General features: G+C 71.2%; 8 protein-coding genes. 3 read left to right on the top strand and 5 right to left on the bottom strand.

What is annotated here, in order from left to right; all coding sequences use genetic code 11:
• Positions 1-2: 2 nt before the first annotated feature.
• The 5 genes from BJ998_RS12520 to BJ998_RS12500 all read right to left on the bottom strand — a co-directional run bounded on the left by BJ998_RS12520 (position 3) and on the right by BJ998_RS12500 (position 5053).
• A complete protein-coding gene (locus BJ998_RS12520; protein ID WP_184861367.1) occupies positions 3-317 on the bottom strand; it encodes a hypothetical protein in 315 nt (104 codons plus the stop codon).
• 175 nt (positions 318-492) lie between these two features.
• Entirely contained in the window at positions 493-1719 is a 1227-nt protein-coding gene (locus BJ998_RS12515) for a glycosyltransferase (protein WP_184861365.1), read from the bottom strand.
• Between the two features lie 14 nt (positions 1720-1733).
• Positions 1734-2981, bottom strand: coding sequence for a nucleotide sugar dehydrogenase (locus tag BJ998_RS12510; RefSeq protein WP_184861363.1), 1248 nt, complete (start codon positions 2979-2981; stop codon positions 1734-1736).
• Between the two features lie 27 nt (positions 2982-3008).
• Positions 3009-3716, bottom strand: coding sequence for a PIG-L deacetylase family protein (locus BJ998_RS12505; RefSeq protein ID WP_184861361.1), 708 nt, complete (start codon positions 3714-3716; stop codon positions 3009-3011).
• Positions 3713-5053, bottom strand: coding sequence for a UDP-glucose dehydrogenase family protein (locus BJ998_RS12500; RefSeq protein WP_184861359.1), 1341 nt, complete (start codon positions 5051-5053; stop codon positions 3713-3715). The genes BJ998_RS12505 and BJ998_RS12500 overlap by 4 nt, the downstream gene beginning before the upstream one ends.
• Positions 5054-5347: 294 nt before the next feature.
• Between BJ998_RS12500 and BJ998_RS12495 the strand changes: the two genes are divergently transcribed.
• From BJ998_RS12495 to BJ998_RS12485, 3 genes are all read left to right on the top strand, one after another.
• Positions 5348-7009 carry an MDR family MFS transporter gene (locus BJ998_RS12495; protein WP_184861357.1) on the top strand — a complete coding sequence of 554 codons (1662 nt, stop codon included), beginning with the start codon at positions 5348-5350 and terminating at the stop codon, positions 7007-7009.
• A 92-nt stretch (positions 7010-7101) separates the two neighbouring features.
• Positions 7102-8037, top strand: coding sequence for an ACP S-malonyltransferase (locus BJ998_RS12490; RefSeq protein WP_221337982.1), 936 nt, complete (start codon positions 7102-7104; stop codon positions 8035-8037).
• A gap of 96 nt (positions 8038-8133) precedes the next feature.
• A complete protein-coding gene (locus BJ998_RS12485; RefSeq protein WP_184861353.1) occupies positions 8134-19776 on the top strand; it encodes a type I polyketide synthase in 11643 nt (3880 codons plus the stop codon).
• Positions 19777-19787 lie beyond the last annotated feature (11 nt).

The raw sequence follows: 19787 nt of genomic DNA, 5'->3' as shown, positions 1-19787 counted from the left end.
GTTCACCTGCGTCCACGCTCGTCGTCGGCCTGCTGGTTGAGGTAATTCACGACGGCCTTGGCCGCGCTGCGCTTGATATTGTTGCGCACCGGGCGGTTCGACCGGTTGTACGAGCTGTTGTACCGGTTGTCGTACCGGTCGTCGTCGTATCGGTTGTTGTTGCGGTCCTGCTGGTCCATCAGCCGCCGGGCCAGCGGCTCGATGAAATCCCTCGTCTGCCGCATCTTCCCGCGCCGCTTGAGCACCATCAGGAGCGTGAAGCCGATGATGACCAGGACCGCGACACCGAGGGCGATGATGCCGAACCTGATGAGCATGTATGTCATGTAGGCTTCGAGACCGCCGGCCAGAATCATCGTCTCCACCTTTCTTTCGCCGATTCACCGGTCCGTTGTTATCGGTGTTCCGATGCAATGAACGCTACTAGCTCCAGGCCCCCGAACAGGCACTTTGCCGGGTGGAACCCAGGTGGATTCCGGGTGGACCCGGCCGTCATACCGAGGCCAGCGACTCCAGGTGCGTGACCACGGTCCCGACGCCCGGCAGGGCCAGCATCGCGCGCTGAGCCTGCCTGGTCCGGGCCGTGAAAGCGGGCTCGGACAGCACCTGGCGGCACGCCGCCACGATCGCCTCCACCCGGGCCGGACCATCCGACAGCCCGACGCCCACACCCAGCTCGCCGACGCGGCGCGCGTTGGCGATGTTGTCGCCGTACTGCGGCAGCACCACCATCGGCGTGCCGGTGAGCAGCGACTCCCGAATGCTGTTGTAGCCGCCGTGGGTGACGAACAACTGGGCACAGCGCAGCAGCACCGACTGCGGGATCCAGGGGTACACCAGCACGTTGTCGGCCGGCGCGAGGTCCGGCACGTCCAGCCCGCCGGTGGAGACCACCGCGTGGCAGTCCAGCTCGGCCATCGCCGCCACCAGCGCGCGAACGGTGTCGGCCGGGTCGGACATGCCCTTGGCCAGCTGCGGGCCGCCGGTGTCGATCAGCTCCTTGGCGTCCTGGAACTCGCTGCCCACGGTGACCAGCACCAGCGGCCGGTCGGCGGACAGCTCGCCGATCTCCCGGGGCAGGCTCTGCTGCTGGGCGGCGCCGGCCGCGGGCTGCTGGTACGCCACGGCGTCCGGGATCGGGAAGGCGGCGAACGAGCACGACGCCGGCACGCAGTCGATCCGCCCGTGCCGGTAGATGGCCAGCGGGTCGGCCTGCTCCGGCAGGCCGACCGCGGCCCGCCGCTCGTTCAGCGGACCGATCACCCGTAGCGGGTCGAGGATGTTGCCGTCGCCGGACGGCGCCGACACGTGCGGCACGCCCAGCGCCTCGGCGACCAGGCAGCCCGCGTACTCCGGGCCGTCCCGCAGCACCAGGTCGGGGCCGAACTCCTTGGCGATCGGCAGCAGCGCCTGGAAGGACGTGATCAGGTGCTCGCCGGTGGCCGTCCAGGCCATGTCGAAGGCCGGGTCCCCGAACTGGGTGGCGACCTCGCGGGACATCCCGGCGCCGGTCCGCAGGTACTGCAGCAGCGGCGCCAGCTGCTCCATCGCGCCGGGCAGCACGGCGACGACCTCGCCCTCCTCGTCGGCGAAACGCGAGGACAGCTCTCGAGTGGTGGCGTAGAGGACTTCGTGCCCGGCCGCGACCAGCGCGCGGGTGATGGGCAGCACGGCGTTGGCGTGCCCGACGGAGCCGAGCACGGTGCACAGGACGCGCATGGTGACCTTCCTGGTCAGAGCTTGATCGCGGCGGTCGTGGCGGCGCCGGTGGTGTCGAACAGCCGCCGCGCGTGGTCGCAGACGAGGTCCAGGTCGAGCACCTGGTGCCGTTGCAGCAGCGCGGTCGTGTCGGCCTCGGCCAGCGCGGCGGCCAGGTCGGCCACCGGCTCGATGCGCCCGCCCGGCCAGGAGAACTCGTCGACCAGCGGGTCGTGGAACACCACCCGCACGCCCCGTTCCTGCAGGAACCGGGCGATCGGGCCGGCCGGGCTGTGCCGGGTGTCGGCGGTGTCCGGCTTGTACGCGACGCCCACCAGCAGCACGGTCGCCCCGTCCACCCGCAGGCCGCGGTCGGACAGGTCCTTGACGATCCGGTCGGCGACCCAGACCGGCATGCTCTCGTTGACCTGGTGGGCGATCTCGGCCAGCTGGAAGGACAGGCCGAGCGAGGCGGCGTGGTGCACCAGGTACAGCGGGTCGGCCGGGATGCAGTGGCCGCCGACGCCCGCGCCGGGCCAGAACGTCTTGAACCCGTACGGCTTGGTCGACGCCGCCTCGATCACGTCCCACACGTCGATGTCCATGCCGTGGCACAGCTGGGCGAACTCGTTGACCAGCGCGATGTTGACCTGGCGGTAGGTGTTCTCCAGGATCTTGGCGGCCTCCGCCTCGCGGATGCCCTTGGCCACGTGCACCTCGGTCACCTGGCGGTACAGCGCGGCCGCGCGCTCCGTGCACACCGCGGTGAGGCCGCCGACCACGCGGGGCGTGGTGGTGATGCCGAACCGCTGGTTGCCGGGGTCGATGCGCTCCGGCGAGTAGGCGAGGTTGAAGTCCACCCCGGCCCGCAGCCCGGACTGCTCCAGGATCGGCAGCAGCAGGCCGTCGGTGGTGCTGGGATGGGTGGTGGACTCCACGACGACGAGCTGGCCCGGGCGCAGCCGGTCGCGGACGGTGGTGATCGCGGCGGTGAGCGGGCCGAGGTCCGGGGTGTTGCCCACCACCGGCGTCGGCGCGCACACCACGACCACGTCGCAGTCGGCGATGACGACGGAGTCCGTGGTGGCGCGCAGGTTCCCGGCCAGTTCCCGGATGTCCTCGTCGCGCACGGTGTCCACCGGCGAGACGCCGGCGTTGACCAGCCGGACGCGCTCGGCGTCGATGTCCAGGCCCGTCACCTGGTTGCCGGCGCGAGCGAGTGCCACGGCCAGGGGCAGGCCGGCATATCCGATGCCGACCATGACGACATGCTGGCTGTCCATGTGACAGCTCCTCACGTGAGAGTTGGTTCAGTAGGCGAGCCGGTAGGGGACGAACGTCTCGGCGTGGTCGACGGCCAGCGAGGAACCGGCGGCGGCGTCGATGAGGCGGACCTGCTCGACGGAGCGGGGGCCGCTGGCCCGCATCTGGGTGCCGTAGGCGCGCAGGGCTTCCTGCTTGGTCTCCCAGTGCGCGGACGTGTCCACGTGCGCCCACCACTCCTCGGACAACGCCGACCACCGGTCCTCGACGCCGCGGTACCCGAGCACGATGCTCGGGGTCGGCTTGCCGCCGGGGCCGTGCATCCGGGCGGCCGCGAACGCCGCGCGGTGCACGGCCTGGTGGTCCTGGTGGAATCCGCCCGCGGACGGGATGAACAGCGCCTTCGGCCGGACCGTGGCCAGCGACACCTGCTCGTGTCGTTCGATCAGGTCAACCAGCGCCCGCTGCCGGTTGCAGATGTCCAGCTCGCCGGTCTCGTCCGGCCAGGCGATGACGCTGTCGGTGACACCGAGCGCGGCACAGGCCTTGGCGAATTCCTCGGCCCGGACCGAGGTGACGCTTTCGCTGCCGTACATCTTGGCCGTGCGCACGGTCACGCAGAGCACGTGCACCTCGACGCCCTCGGCGGCCAGCCGGGCGATCGTGCCGCCGGGACCGATGGTCTCGTCGTCGGGGTGCGGGGCCACCACGAGGGCCCGATCCCCCGGCAGCAAACCGAAAACGGGGTTGCTCATCGGGTCACCGCCGGCACTGTGTCGACGAGACGCGGCGCGGTGCCGACGCCGTACCAGTTGATGCCCACTCGGCTCAGCACGTCCGGGTCCACGTGGTTGCGGGTGTCGACCACGACCGGCTCGGCCAGCGAGTCGGCGATCTGCCCCCAGTCCAGGGTCCGGAACTCCTGCCACTCGGTGAGCAGCACGACCGCCGTCACGTCCTTGGCCGCCTGGTACGGGTCGCCGACCAGCGTCAGCAGCTCGCCGAACACGGCCGGGTCGGTGTTGACCTGGCTGGGGTCGTAGGCGACCAGCTCCGCGCCGCGCTCCCGCAACGCGCGGGCCACGGCCAGCGCGGGGGAGTCGCGAAGGTCGTTGGTGTTGGCCTTGAAGGTGAGCCCGAGCAGCCCGAGCCGGACGCCGTCGAGCGACCCGCCCGGTGCGATGCCGCAGGCGGCGCACACCTTGTCCAGCACCCGCTCCACCTGCCGGTCGTTGACCTTGAGCGTGGCGTCGAGCAGGTCGAAGTCGAAGCCGGTCGCGTCGGCGACGCGCAGCAGCGCGTGCACGTCCTTGGGCAGGCACGAACCGCCCCAACCCGGGCCGGGGCGCAGGAAGGACGGCCCGATCCGGCGGTCGTAGCCCATGCCCGCCGTGACGTCGCCGATGTCCGCGCCCAGGCGTTCGCACAGCTCGGCGATCGCGTTGATGTAGGACAGCTTCATGGCCAGGAAGCAGTTCGCGGCGTACTTGACCATCTCGGCGCTGGCCGCGTCGGTGAGCACCGTCGGCGCGCCGAGCCGGGCGTACAGAGCGGTGATGCGCTCGGCGGCGACCCGGTCGTCCGAGCCGACGACGATCCGGTCCGGGTTGAGGAAGTCCCGGACCGCGCTGCCCTCGCGCAGGAACTCCGGGTTGGACACGACGGCGACATCGGGCCGGCCGACCAGGGCCGCCAGCCGGGCCGCGGTGCCCACCGGCACCGTGGACTTGTTCACCAGCACCGTTCCGGCCGGCAGCAGGTCACGCACCTGGTCGGTGACCGACTCGACGGCGGCCAGGTCGGCCATGCCGCCCTCGCCCATCGGCGTCGGCACGCACAGGAAAACCGCCTCGGCGTCGACCACCGCGGCGGGCGCGCCGTAGACGAAGGTGAGCCGGCCGGCCGCGACCGACTCGGCGACCAGCTCGGCCAGCTCGGGCTCGACGATGTCGATCAGCCCGCGGCGCAGTCTGGCTATCTTGGACTCGTCGACGTCGGCGCAGACCACGTGATGGCCCAGCGAGGCGAAACACGCCGCCGCGGTGAGCCCGACGTAGCCGGCGCCGATCACGGCGACACGGTAGGAGTGCACGAGGACCGCCTAGTTGTTGTGTGACCGACAGGCAGCCACCAAGGCGAGTGCCCGCTGCCTCCCGAGGTCTGACCTGGCCGTCGTGGGTCGCAACGACAGGTGCGCGCCGACGGCCGGTATCCGGCACGGAAATACTTCGACAGCCGGGGACGGACCGACACCCCTGCCCGCCCCTACGCCGTTTTCCGCCCGCGTGACCGCGTGTAGGAGGCAGTTGGGGTTGTCGGGCCCGGGGGCCGCTGGCAAGGCTGCGCCGTGGACCCGATGCACCCGACGGCGAGGAGTGGCCCCGCTATGACCGCGCAGGACGAAGCCGCCGGCGCGGCCGTGACCACCGACGACGAGGCGCGGCGGCGGCACCGACTGGTGCTCATGATCCTGCCGGCCCTGCTGATGGGCATGTTCCTGTCCGCATTGGACCAGACCGTGGTGGCCACGTCGATGCGTACGATCGCCGACGACCTGCACGGCCTGGCCCTCCAGGCGTGGGTGGCGACGGCGTACCTGATCACGTCGACCGTGTCGACGCCGTTGTACGGCAAGCTTTCCGACCTGTACGGCCGCAAACCGCTGTACCTGGCGGCGATCCTGCTCTTCCTGGTCGGCAGCGCGGCCTGCACCTTCGCGCAGTCGATGTACCAGCTGGCCGCGCTCCGTGCGCTGCAGGGGCTCGGCGCCGGCGGCCTGATGACACTGGCCTTCGCCATCACGGCCGACCTGATCCCGCCGCGGGAACGGGCCCGGTACCAGAGCTGGTTCCTGCTCGTGTGGATCTCGTCCAGCCTGCTGGGACCGGTGCTGGGCGGCATCCTCGTCGGCTCGGGGGACATCGTCGGCATCACCGGCTGGCGCTGGGTGTTCCTGGTCAACCTGCCGATCGGTGTGGTGGCGCTGGCGCTGGTGGTGAAGTTGCTGCGGCTGCCCCGGCCGGGTCGGGATGGCGTCGCGCGGATCGACTACGGCGGCGCGCTGGCGATGGTCGTGGCGACCGTGCCGCTGCTGCTGATCGCCGAGCAGGGGCAGCAGTGGGGGTGGGCCTCGCCGGCCGCGCTGGCGTGTTATCTGGTCGCCGCGCTGGGGTTGGCTGCTTTCGTCTACTTCGGACGGAGGCTGGGTGAGCAGGCGCTGATTCCGTTGCGGTTGTTCGGCGTGCAGACCTTCCGGGTGTCCGTGATCGTGTCGATGGCCGTCGGCGCCGGCATGTTCGGCGCCATGTCGGCGGCGCCGCTGTTCGCGCAGCTGGCCAAGGGCGTGTCACCGACCGGATCTGGCTTGCTGATGCTGCCGATGATGCTGGGCATGGTCGTGTCGACGGCGTTGTCCGGCAAGGTGATCGCCCGTAGCGGCCGGTACAAGATGCTGCCGGTGATCGGCTGCGCGTGTACCGCCGTCGGCATGTTCGGGTTTGCCGTGGTCACGCTGGACACGCCGCTGTGGGTGCCGGCGGTGCTGCTGTTCGTGCTGGGCATCGGCCTGGGCAACTGCACCCAGACGCTGACCGTGGCCGCGCAGAACGCCGTGCCGCTGCAGGACATCGGCACCGCGACCGCGGCGGTGATGTTCTTCCGCCAGATCGCCGGCACGCTCGGCGTCGGCGCGGCGCTGTCGGCACTGTTCGGCGCGCTGCCGGGGGCCGTGACCGACGCCCTCCCGCAGGCCGCCGGGCGACCGGACTTCGTGATCGCCACGCATGACACCGCCGTCGTGAACAACCCGGACAACGCCGCGTTCTTCCAGTTCCTACGCGGGTCACGGGCGATGCTGTCGGACAGCTCGTTCCTGGACCGCCTCGATCCACGCCTGGCCTGGCCGTTCGAGCAGGGTTTCAGCTCGGCCACCGGCCTGGTGTTCCTCGTCGGCGGCGTCCTGATGCTGCTCACGACCTTGTACGCGATGACCATGCGGGAACTGCCGTTGCGCGAGGTCAGCCCGGCCCAGCTGGCCGAGTCGGAGTGAGGGGCCGCTAGGGGTGGGGCCGATACGCCGCTGTCCCTAGGGTCGACAGTGCTGACGTGGCGGTACGGGGGAGAGAAAACAGGGGGATGTTCATGTCTGGCGAAACCGCGATCGTGTTTCCGGGAATGGGGCCGTCCAGCTTTTCCGCGGTGGGCAAGTTCATGGTTTTCGACCCGTTCGCGCGGCGCCGCGTCGCCGAGGCCGACGAGGTGCTCGGTCACAGCCTGCTGGACCGGCTCTTCGAGGCCGTCGACGACTACTCCGAGCACACCCAGCTGGCGTTCCTGGTCAACTCGCTGGCCCTGGCCGACCGGGCGGTCGACCAGTGCGGGGCCGAGCCGGCGGTGTGCGTGGGCATGAGCTTCGGGCAGAAGGCGGCGGCGGTGTACTCCGGCGCCATGGAGTTCGGCGACGCGCTGCTGATGACCGCCGAGATGGCCCGGCAGGAACGGGAGTTCTTCGAGAACCACCACCAGGACGTGGTCACGCACTCGTTCATGCGCACGCCGCGGGCCGAGCTGGACCGCTTCCTGTGCGAGCTGGCCGAACGTGACGAGTACTACGACATCTCCGGCTACCTGGACACGGACTTCTTCCTGGTGTCGGTGCGGGAACAGGTGCTGCCGGAGCTCAAGCGGCTCATCACCGCCGTCGGCGGCTACTCGATGTACACCATGCGCCCGCCAGTGCACGCCGGCGCGTTCGGCGAGCTGCGCGAACGGATCGCCGACGATGTGCTGGTCAAGTACCGCATCGAGGCGCCGAAGATGCCGGTGCTGGCCGACAACGACGGCTCGCTGGTGGCCACCGCCGACGCGATGCGCACCCTGCTGCTGGACAGCATCGACCAGCCCATCCGCTGGCCCGACGTGGTCGACGCGCTGCGCGGCCGGGACGTCACCCGGCTGATGATCACCGGCCCGGACGACCTGTTCCGCCGGCTGGACTGCACCAAGCGGAACTTCGACGTGACCAGCATCGAACCCAAGGGCGCGCTGCGCGAGGTGATGGCGCCCGCCCTGCGCTGACCCCGGCGCGAAACACCTTCTGTGGGGCCGGTGGCCGCGTGGGCGGACCGCCGGCCATCGAACCATGTCCGTTTCCGGTGAGCTGTGGAGCAAGCGATGGTTGGACAATCCCCCGAGTTCGGCGCGGAATCCGCGGGAGCGCCGACCCTGGTCGACGAGCTCACGCGGACACCGGGGTCGCGCCGCCGCCGGCTGCGGGAGCACGTCACGGCGCTGGCCGCCGAGGTGCTCGCCGCCGACGGCGACCTGGATCCGGCGACCTCGTTCGTGGACCTCGGTCTCGGCTCGATCGCCGCGGTGCAGCTGCACCGCCGGCTGGTCGCCGAGACCGGCCTGGACATCGCCGTGACGGCGGTGTTCGACCACCCGACCCCGCAGGCCCTGGCCGACCACCTGCTCGACGCGCTCTTCGGCGACGGTGTCGACGCCGCCGAGGTGGCGCCGGTCGTTCGCCACGACGACGACCCGATCGCCATCGTGGGCATGGGCTGCCGCTTCCCCGGCGGCGTCGACTCCCCGCGCCGGCTGTGGCAGCTGCTGGTCGACGGCGAGGACGTGATCACGGAGTTCCCCACCAACCGCGGCTGGGACCTCGACGCGCTGTACGACGACGACCCGGACAAGCCGTCCACCAGCTACACCCGGCACGGCGGCTTCCTGCACGACGCCGACGAGCTGGACGCCGCCTTCTTCGGGATCAGCCCGCGCGAGGCGCAGGCCATGGACCCGCAGCAGCGGCTGTTGCTGGAGACCACCTGGGAGGCGCTGGAACGGGCCGGCATCGACCCGAAGTCGTTGCGCGGCAGCCGAACCGGCGTGTTCGTCGGCGCGGAGAACCAGGAGTACGGGCCGCGCATGCACGAGGCCGGCGACGGCCTGGAGAGCTACCTGCTCACCGGCACCGCCGGCAGCGTCGCGTCCGGGCGGCTGGCCTACACGTTCGCGTTCGAGGGGCCGGCGGTCACCGTTGACACGGCGTGTTCCTCGTCGCTGGTGGCGGTTCACCTTGCGGCGCAGGCGTTGCGTCAGGGCGAGTGCACGATGGCGCTGGCCGGCGGTGTCGCCGTGATGTCCAACCCCGGCGGCTTCATGGCCTTCTCCCGCCAGCGGGGTCTTTCCCCGGACGGCCGGTGCAAGCCGTTCGCCGCCGCCGCGGACGGCACCGGTTGGTCGGAGGGCGCCGGGCTGCTCGTGCTGGAGCGGCTGTCGGACGCGCGGCGCAACGGGCACACCGTGTACGCCGTGGTCCGCGGCTCGGCGGTCAACCAGGACGGCGCCTCCAACGGACTGACCGCGCCGAACGGCCTGGCCCAGCAGCGGGTCATCCGGCAGGCGCTGGCCAGCGCCGGGCTGGCTCCGTCCGATGTGGACGCTGTCGAGGCCCACGGCACCGGGACCATGCTCGGCGACCCGATCGAGGCGCACGCGCTGCTCGCGACGTACGGGCAGGATCGGTCGGAGCCGCTGTGGCTGGGCTCGGTCAAGTCCAACCTCGGGCACACGCAGGCGGCCGCCGGCGTCGCCGGGATCATCAAGATGGTGCTGGCCATGCGGCACGGCACGCTGCCGCGGACGCTGCACGTCGACGAGCCGACGCCGCACGTGGACTGGTCGGCGGGCGCGGTGTCGCTGCTGACCGAGCCGCAGCCGTGGCCTGCTGCCGACCGGCCGCGTCGGGCCGGCGTCTCGTCGTTCGGCATCAGCGGCACGAACGCGCACGTCATCGTCGAGCACGTGCCGGTCGAGGAGGTCGTGGCCGAGTTCGTGGAGCCGGTCGCGGTTCCGGTTCCGGTTTCTGGCTCGAGTGAGCCGGCGCTGCGTGCGCAAGCGCGTCGGCTCATCGAGTTCCTGTCCGACGAACCGGACGCGCGCCTGATCGACGTCGCGCATTCGCTGGCCACCAGCCGGGCGCAGCTGTCGCATCGTGCGGCCGTCGTGGCGCGGGACCGGGCGGAGCTGGCGTCTGGGCTGCAGGCCCTGGCCGACGGCGAGCCGGCGGCCGACGTGGTGACGGCGACAGCCGGACGCGGCGGCCTGGCGGTGCTGTTCACCGGCCAGGGCGCGCAGCGCGTGGGCATGGGGCGCGAGCTGTACGAGGCGCACCCGGTGTTCGCCCGGCACCTCGACGAGGTGTGCGCGGCTCTCGACGCCCACCTGCCGCGTCCGCTGCGGGAGGTGATGTGGTCCGCCGAACCGTCGTTGCTCGACCAGACCGTGTACGCGCAGCCGGCGCTGTTCGCGATCGAGGTCGCGCTCTACCGGCTGGCGTCGAGTTGGGGCGTGCGGCCGGACTTCGTCGCCGGCCACTCCGTCGGTGAGCTGGCCGCCGCGCACGTCGCCGGTGTCCTGTCGCTGGCCGACGCCGCCGCGATGGTCGCGGCCCGGGGCCGGCTGATGCAGGCATTGCCGTCCGACGGCGCGATGGTGGCGATCGAGGCCACCGAGGAGGAGATCCTCCCGCTGCTCACCGGCGGGCTGAGCATCGCGGCGGTCAACTCGCCGTCATCGGTCGTGGTTTCCGGCGACGAGGACGAGGCGCTGGCGCTGGCCGCCCGGTTCGCCGACCGCCGGACGCGGCGGCTGTCCGTCAGCCACGCGTTCCACTCGCACCTGATGGATCCGATGCTGGCCGAGTTCCGGTGGATCGCGCGGGTGATGACGTACTCGGCGCCGAGCATCCCGATCGTGTCCAACCTGACCGGGCGCGTCGTCACGGCCGAGGAGATCTGCGCGCCGGAGTACTGGGTTCGGCACGCCCGCGAGGCTGTGCGGTTCGCCGACGGCGTGCGCTACCTCGTCGAGCAGGGCGTCTCGACGTTCCTGGAGGTGGGGCCGGACGGCGTGCTGTCGGGCATGGGCCAGCAGTGCGTCGATGCCGAGACCGACGTGATGTTCACGCCCGTGCTGCGGGCGGAGCGGTCGGAGACGCGGACGGCGGCCGCGGCGCTGGCCCGGCTGCACGTGCGCGGCGCGGAGCTGGACTGGGCCGGCGTCTTCGCTGGCGGCCGCCGGATCGACCTGCCCACCTACGCCTTCCAGCGCCAGCGGTTCTGGCTGGACGGTTCGATGCGCGACGGTGACGCGGCCGGGCTCGGCCTGCGGGCGGCCGACCACCCGCTGCTCGGCGCGGCGGTCGCGCTGCCCGATTCGGACGGCGTCGTGCTCACCGGCCGGCTGTCGCCGCGTACCCACCCGTGGCTGGCCGACCACGCCGTGCTGGGGTCGGTTCTGTTGCCCGGCACGGCCTTCGTCGAGTTGGCGATCCGGGCCGGCGACGAGGTCGGCTGCGGGCAGGTGGCCGAGCTGACGCTGTCGGCGCCGCTGGTGCTGCCGTCGCGGGGCGGTGTCGCGTTGCGGGTGGTCGTCGGTGGTTCCGACGGTTCCGGCGACCGCGAGGTCTCCATCTACTCACGTGCCGACGAGGATCAGCCGTGGACCTTGCACGCCACCGGTTTGCTGCGTCCGTCGTCTACTGTGGACTTTGTGGCCACGGGTGAGTGGCCGCCGGCTGGTGCGGAACCCGTTGACCTGTCGACGTTCTACGCCGACCTGGCTGAAGCCGGTTACGGCTACGGACCAGTGTTCCAGGGCCTGCACACCGCGTGGCGGCGGGACGGCGTCGTGTTCGCCGAGGTGGAGCTGCCGGCGGGCGACGCCGGCAAGTTCGGCCTGCACCCGGCGTTGCTGGACGCGGCCCTGCACGCCAGCAGTCTGCTCGACCGCGATCATGGCGTGCTGCTGCCCTTCTCGTGGCAGGGAGTTTCCCTGCACGCGACCGGCGCGGCGAAGCTGCGGGTGCGCCTGGAGTCCGTCGGTGACGGCGTGGTGTCGCTCGCGCTGGCCGACCCGACCGGCGCGCCGGTTGCCGATGTCGAGTCGCTGGTGATGCGCCCGGTGTCGACGGAGCAGTTGTCGGCGAGCGGTGTTCTGCACGATTCGCTGTTCCACACCGAGTGGACGACCGTGCCGATGCCGGCGGTTGTCGATGCGGTGTCGGTGGGCGCGGGCTTGCCTGAGGCCGGTGCTGTGCCGGACGTCGTTGCTGTCGCGCTGGGCGAAGACGCCGGCGTGCACGAGGCGTTGGCGCTGCTGCAGACCTGGTTGGCCGAGGAACGGTTCGCGGAGTCCCGGCTCGCGCTGGTGACCCGTGGCTTGGTACACGCGGCCGTGTGGGGTCTGGTTCGGTCCGCTCAGGCGGAGAACCCCGGCCGGATCGTGCTCGTCGACGTGGACGAGGACACCGACCTGGTGGCGGCGGCGGTCGCCACCGGTGAACCCGAGATCGCGGTGCGAGGCGGGCAGCTCACCACCCGCCGGCTGGCCCGGGTGCCGGTCTCGGCCCGCACCGGTGCAACCGTTCTGAACGGCACGGCCCTGATCACCGGCGGCACCGGCGCGCTCGGCGCTCTCATCGCCCGGCACCTCGTGACCAAGCACGGAGTTCGGCACCTGGTGCTGACCAGCCGGCGCGGCCTGGACTCGCCCGGCGCTGCCGCGCTGGTCGAGGAACTCAGCGCGCTGGGGGCGTCCGTCGCTGTCGAAGCTTGCGACGCGGCGGATCGGGAAGCCCTGCGGACCGTGCTGGCCAACCTTGAGCACCCGCTGACCGCGGTAGTGCACACGGCCGGCGTGCTCGACGACGGCGTGATCGGCTCGCTGACCCCGGAGCGGCTCGACGCCGTGCTGCGGCCCAAGGCGCTTGCCGCCCAGCACCTGCACGAGCTGACCAGCGGCCTCGACCTGGCGGCGTTTGTGCTGTTCTCCTCCGACGCCGGCGTGTTCGGCGGCCCGGGGCAGGCCAACTACGCCGCCGCCAACACCTTCCTGGACGGGCTGGCGCAGCGCCGGCGCGCGATGGGGCTGCCGGCGACGTCGCTGACGTGGGGGCTGTGGAAACAGCGCAGCGGCATGACCGCGCACCTGTCCGACGCCGACCTGGCCCGGATGCGGCGGGCCGGCGCGTTGCCGCTGCCGACCGAGCTCGGCCTGGCGCTGTTCGACCTGGCCCTGGAAACAGAACTGCCGGTCCTCACGCCCGTGAACCTCGATCTCGCCGCGGTTCGCGCCGCCGGCGAGGTGCCCGCGCTGCTGCGTGGCCTGGTCCGCCCGGCCACCGTGCGCCGCGCGGCCAGCCGCGACCTCGGCGACCGGCAAGCGTTTGCGGATCGGATCGCCGCGATGCCTTCCGACGCCCGTGAGGCGTTCGCCCTTGACCTGGTCCGCCGCACGGTCGCCGTGGTGCTCGGGCATGGCGGTGTCGGTGGCGTGCCGGCGGACCAGCCGTTCAAGGAGATCGGCTTCGACTCGCTGACCGCCGTCGAGCTGCGCAACCGGCTCACCGAGACGACCGGTGTCCGGCTGCCGGCCACCCTGATCTTCGACTATCCGACGCCGGCCGCGCTGGCCCGCGGCCTGGTCACGGACTTCGTCGGCCGGAGCGTCGAGACGTCGATGGCACGGCGGGTGGCCCTGGACGACGACCCGATCGTCATCGTCGGCGCGAGCTGCCGGTACCCGGGCGGCGTGCGGTCCCCCGAGGACCTGTGGGAGCTGGTGGTTTCGGGCCGGGACGGCATCACGGAGTTCCCGGACAACCGGGGCTGGGACGTGGCCGGCCTGTACGACCCGGATCCGGAGAAGCACGGCAAGTCGTACGTGCGGGAGGGCGGTTTCCTGCACGACGCCGCCCAGTTCGACGCCGGGTTCTTCGGCATCTCCCCGCGCGAGGCGCTGGCGATGGACCCGCAGCAGCGGTTGCTGCTGGAGGTGTCGTGGGAGACGTTCGAGCGGGCCGGTATCGACCCGGGGGCCGTCCGGGGCGAGGCCATCGGCGTGTTCGCCGGCGTGATGTACGGGGACTACGCCGCGCGGGTGCGGGACATTCCGCAGGACGTCGCCGACTTCGTCGGCAACGGCAACGCGTACAGCGTGGCTTCCGGCCGGGTGGCTTACACGTTCGGCTTCGAGGGGCCGGCGGTCACGGTCGACACGGCGTGTTCGTCGTCGCTGGTGACACTGCATCTCGCCGCGCAGGCGCTGCGTCAGGGCGAGTGCACGATGGCGCTGGCCGGCGGTGTGACCGTGATGTCCACTCCGGACACTTTCGTCGATTTCTCGCGCCAGCGCGGGCTTGCTCGCGACGGCCGGTGCAAGTCCTTTGCGGCAGCCGCCGATGGCACCGGCTGGGGCGAGGGCGTCGGCATGGTGCTGTTGGAGCGGCTGTCCGATGCCCGACGCAATGGCCACCAGGTGCTGGCGGTGGTGCGCGGGTCGGCGGTGAACCAGGATGGTGCGTCGAACGGGTTGACTGCGCCGAATGGTCCTTCGCAGCAGCGAGTGATCCGTGCTGCGCTGGCCAACGCCGGTCTGTCCACTGCGGACGTCGACGTGGTGGAGGCGCATGGCACCGGTACCCGGCTGGGCGATCCCATTGAGGCGCAGGCTGTTCTGGCGACTTACGGTCAGGACCGGTCGGAGCCGCTGTGGCTGGGGTCGCTGAAGTCCAACATCGGTCACACCCAGGCCGCCGCCGGTGTCGGCGGCGTGATCAAGATGGTGATGGCGTTGCGGCACGGCGTGATGCCGCCGACGTTGAACGTCGACGAGCCGACACCGGCCGTGGATTGGACCGCCGGTTCCGTCGAGCTGCTGACGGAGTCGCGGCCGTGGCCTTCTGTCGACCGGCCGCGCCGGGCCGGTGTGTCGTCGTTCGGCATCAGCGGCACGAACGCCCACGTGATCATCGAGCAGGCTCCCGTTGTTGCGCTGTCCACTGTGGAGGATGCGCCGGTTGGTGTTGTTCCGTGGGTGCTGTCTGGGCGTTCGGCCGAGGCGCTGCGGGAGCAGGCCGGTAGCCTCACGCAGTTTGTGGCCGAGCGGCCCGAGCTGCGGCCGGCGGATATCGGCTACTCCCTGGCGACAACGCGCTCGGTGTTCCCGCATCGAGCGGTGGTGGTGGGTGCCGATCGCGAGCAGCTGCTGGCCGGCCTCGCCTTGGTTGTCGACGACGAGTCGGTTGCGGCGTCCTCGGCATCGCCGGTGTTTGTCTTCCCTGGTCAGGGGTCGCAGTGGGTTGGCATGGCGGTTGAGCTTGCTGCCCAGTCCCCGGTGTTCGCGGCGGCGCTGGCTGACTGTGAAAAGGCGCTGGCCCCGTTTGTCGACTGGTCGCTGACGGAGGCTCTTGGGTCGGCTGAGTTGCTTGAGCGTGTTGATGTTGTGCAGCCGGTGTTGTTCTCGGTGATGGTGTCGCTGGCTCGGCTGTGGGAGTCGGTCGGTGTTCGCCCGGGTGCCGTCCTGGGTCACTCCCAGGGTGAAATCGCCGCTGCCTGTGTGGCCGGTGTGCTGTCGCTCGACGACGCCGCGCGTGTGGTGGCGTTACGGTCGCAGGCGATCGGTCGGGTGTTGTCCGGTCGTGGTGGGATGGGGTCGGTCGCGGCCTCGTTTGAGCAGGTCAGTGGGTGGATCGGCCGATTTGACGGGCTGTCTGTCGCGGCGGTGAACGGCCCCTCGGCGGTGGTGGTCTCTGGGGATGCTGCCGAGCTCGCTGAGCTGGTGGCCTGGTGCGAGGGCGAAGGTGTCCGTGCCCGGGTGATTCCCGTGGACTACGCCTCCCACTCCGCTGTGGTGGCCGAACTTGAAGCCGAGCTGCTGGAGGCCCTGGCTCCGATCACGCCTCGGTCGGCGTCGGTGCCGTTCTTCTCCACGGTCACCGGTGACTGGGTCGACGGCTCGGAGTTGTCGGCGCAGTACTGGTACACGAACCTGCGGGAGACGGTCCGCTTCGCGCCGGCGGTGGAGGCGTTGGTCGGTCAGGACTTCGGGGTGTTTGTCGAGGTCAGTGCGCATCCGGTGCTGGTCAGTGCCATCGAGGGTGCCGAGGCCGTGGGGACTCTCCGCCGGGATGATGGCGGTTGGGATCGGTTCCTGACCTCGGCCGGTGAGGCGTTCGCTCGTGGTGTCGCCGTGGACTGGGCTTCTGTTTTCCCCGAGGGCCTGAGCGTCGTCGATCTGCCGACGTATGCCTTCCAGCACCAGCGCTTCTGGCTGGAAGACGCCGGCCTGGTGTCGGACGTGACCTCCGCCGGCTTGGGCTCGACCGGGCATCCGTTGCTGGCTGCAGCGGTTGAGTTGGTCGACTCCGACGGCGTCGTGCTGACCGGCCGGCTGTCGTCGCGGACGCACCCGTGGCTGGTTGACCATGCGGTGTCGGGAACGGTGTTGCTGCCCGGTACAGCCTTCGTCGAACTGGCCGTTCGTGCCGGTGACGAGGTCGGCTGTGGTCACGTGGATGAGTTGACGCTGGTGGCGCCGCTGGTGCTGGGCGATGGTGTGGTGCTGAGGGTCGTGGTCGGTGGTGCCGATGAGTCGGGTCGTCGTCAGCTGACGGTGTATTCGCGGGCCGGCGACGGGTTGCCCTGGGTGTGTCACGCCACCGGCGTGGTGAGTGCCGGCGCACCTGCGCCGACCTTTGATCTGACTGCCTGGCCACCGCCCGGTGCCGAGGCACTGTCGGTGGACGGCTTCTACGAGTCCGCGGCGGACCAGGGCTACGGCTACGGCCCGGTGTTCCAGGGCCTGCGGGCGGTGTGGCGGCGTGGCGACGAGGTGTTCGCCGAGGTCGCGCTGCCCGAAGGTGCCGAGGTGACCGGGTTCGGACTCCACCCGGCGCTCGCCGATGCGGTGCTGCACGCCAGCATCCTGTCCGGCAACGACGAAGGCGTGCTGCTGCCGTTCTCCTGGAACGGGATCACGCTGCACGCCAGCGGCGCGACGGTGGTTCGCGCCCGGCTCGCGCCGGCCGGCGACAACGCCGTGTCGATCCAGATCGCGGACAACGCCGGCGCGCCGGTCGCCACCGTCGAATCGCTGGCCCTGCGCGCCATCTCGGCCGATCAACTGGCCACACCGTCCGGTGCGCTCGACTCGATGTACCGGATCGACTGGACCGAACTCGCCGGCACGGACGCGCCGACCCCGTCGTGGGCGGTGCTCGGTGACAACTCGTTGGGACTCACCGATGTCCCGGTGCACGCAGACTTCACCGAGCTCGACACCGCGCCGGAGTACGTGATCACCGCCCTGCCCACGCGGCCGGACGGCGACCTCTCCTCGTCCGTGCACGAGACCCTGCATTCCACCCTCGCGCTGGTGCGGAACTGGTTGGCGGACACGCGGTTCGAGCGGTCGCGGTTGGTGGTCGTGACCCGTGGTGCCGTGTCGACGGAGCCGGGCGAGCACATCACGGACCTGGTCGCCGCGCCGGTCTGGGGCCTGGTGCGGTCCGCGCAGGCGGAGAACCCGGATCGGCTCGTGCTGGTGGACATCGATGGCGGCATCGAGGGGCTGGACAGCGGACTGGCCTCGGGCGAGCCGGAGTTCGCCCTGCGCGGCGGATCCGTCCGAGCCCGCCGTCTCGCCCGAGTGTCCGAACAGGACTCATTGACGGCCCCGGTCGACAAGCCCTGGCGACTGGACGTGACGGCCAGCGGCACGCTGGCCAACCTGGACCTGGTCGAGGCGCCGGACATGCTCGACCCCCTGGCCGAGGGCGAGATCCGGATCGAGGTTCGCGCCGCCGGCCTCAACTTCCGCGACGTCGTCACCGCGCTGGGCATGGTTCACGTCAACGAGATCATGGGCGGTGAGGCCGCCGGTGTCGTCGCCGAGGTCGGCCCCGGCGTCACCGATCTGGCCGTGGGCGACCGGGTGGTCGGCCTGTTCACCGGCGCCTTCGGGCCGCTGGCCACGACCCACCGCGACTACCTCGCGCCGCTCCCGACGGGCTGGAGCTTCGCCGACGCCGCCGCGGTGCCGGTGATCTACGTGACCGCGCTGTTCGGCCTGGTCGACCTGGCTGATCTCCAGTCCGGGCAACGGATCCTCATCCACGCCGGTGCCGGTGGCGTAGGCATGGCCGCCGTGCAGCTGGCCCAGCACTACGGGGCCGAGGTCTTCGCCACGGCGAGCCCGGCCAAGTGGGACGTGCTGCGGTCGCTCGGCTTGGACGACGACCACATCGCCTCGTCGCGGGATCTCGGCTTCGAGGAGAAGTTCCTCGCGGTGACGGATGGCGCCGGCGTCGATGTGGTGCTGAACTCGCTGGCGCGGGAGTACGTCGACGCGTCGCTGCGGCTTCTCGTCGGCGGCGGGCACTTCCTGGAGATGGGCAAGACCGACATCCGGCCCGCCGACCAGATCGCCGCCGAGTACCCGGGCGTCAGCTACGCCGCCTACAACCTCCCGGACTTCGACCGCGGCCGCACCCAGGAGATGCTGGTCGAGATCCTCGCCCTGTTCGAGAAGGGCGTGCTGTCCGCGATTCCCGTGACGGCGTGGGATGTTCGCCGTGCGCCGGAGGCGTTCCGGTTCATGAGCCAGGCCCGGCACGTCGGCAAGATCGTGCTGACGGTGCCGCGTGGCCTGAACCCCGAGGGCACGGCGTTGATTACCGGCGGCGTCGGAACCTTGGGTGGCTTGGTTGCCCGCCACCTGGTTGACCAGGGCGTGCGTCACTTGGTGTTGACGGGTCGTCGTGGCCTGGAGTCACCGGGCGCGGCCGAGCTGGTGACCGAGTTGACCGAGCTGGGTGCTTCGGTTGATGTGGTGGCGTGTGACGTGTCCGATCGCGCGGCGGTGGAACGCGTTCTGGCCGGCGTTCCGGTTGAGCATCCGCTGACGGCGGTGGTGCACGCGGCCGGCGTGTTGGACGACGGCCTGGTCAACTCGCTGACTCCGGATCGGCTGGACAAGGTGTTGCGCCCCAAGGTGGACGCGGCGGTTCATCTGCACGAGTTGACGTTGGACTGCGATCTGGCGGCGTTTGTGGTGTTCTCCTCGGCCGCCGGTGTGCTGGGCGAGTCGGGGCAGGGCAATTACGCCGCCGCCAACACGTTCCTCGACGCCCTGGTGGAGCACCGGCGTGGGCTCGGCCTGCCCGGTGTGTCGCTGGCCTGGGGTTTCTGGGAGCAGCGCAGCGGCATGACCGCGCACCTGTCCGACGCCGACGTGGAACGGATCAAGCGGTCCGGCACGCTCCCGCTGTCCTCCGAGCTCGGCCTGGAACTGTTCGATCACGGCGTCGCCTCGGCCTGGTCGGCCCTGGTGCCGATCAAGCTGGACGTCGCCGCGCTGCGGTCGGCCGGTGAGGTGCCGTCCGTGCTGCGCGGGCTGGTGCGGGCCACGGCCCGGCGCGCCGTGCAGGCCGTGGCGGCGGAGGCCGGCGGCCAGTCGCTGGCCGACAAGCTGCTGACACTGGCGCCGGCGGAGTGCGAGCGGCTCGTGCTGGACCTGGTGCGCCGCAACGTCGCCGGCGTGCTCGGCTACGACGGCGCCAACACCGTCGAGCCGACACGGGCGTTCAAGGAGATCGGGTTCGACTCGCTGACGGCGGTGGAGCTGCGCAACCGCCTGAACACGGCGACCGGGCTGCGGCTGCCGACAACGTTGGTGTTCGACTACGCCACCCCCGCCGCGCTGACCCGGTACCTGATCTCGGAACTTCTGCCCGAAGGCCACGTCGTGGCGGAATCGGACGGCGACAGCCGGGAGGCGCAGCTCCGGGCGACGCTGGCCACGATTCCGCTGGCCACTCTCCGCGACGCCGGCGTGCTCGACGCGCTGCTGACGATCGCCGGGCTCGGCGAGGAGGCCGCCGAACCCGAAGACACCGGCTCCATCGACGCGATGGACGCCGCCAGCCTCGTGCAGCTGGCCCTCGCCGCCGGCGCCGACCAGTCCTGATCCCGCGTAAG

Source organism: Kutzneria kofuensis, from assembly GCF_014203355.1.
GTDB lineage: Bacteria > Actinomycetota > Actinomycetes > Mycobacteriales > Pseudonocardiaceae > Kutzneria > Kutzneria kofuensis.
Note: the sequence above shows the minus strand (reverse complement) of the source record. Positions and strands in the feature narration are given on the sequence as shown.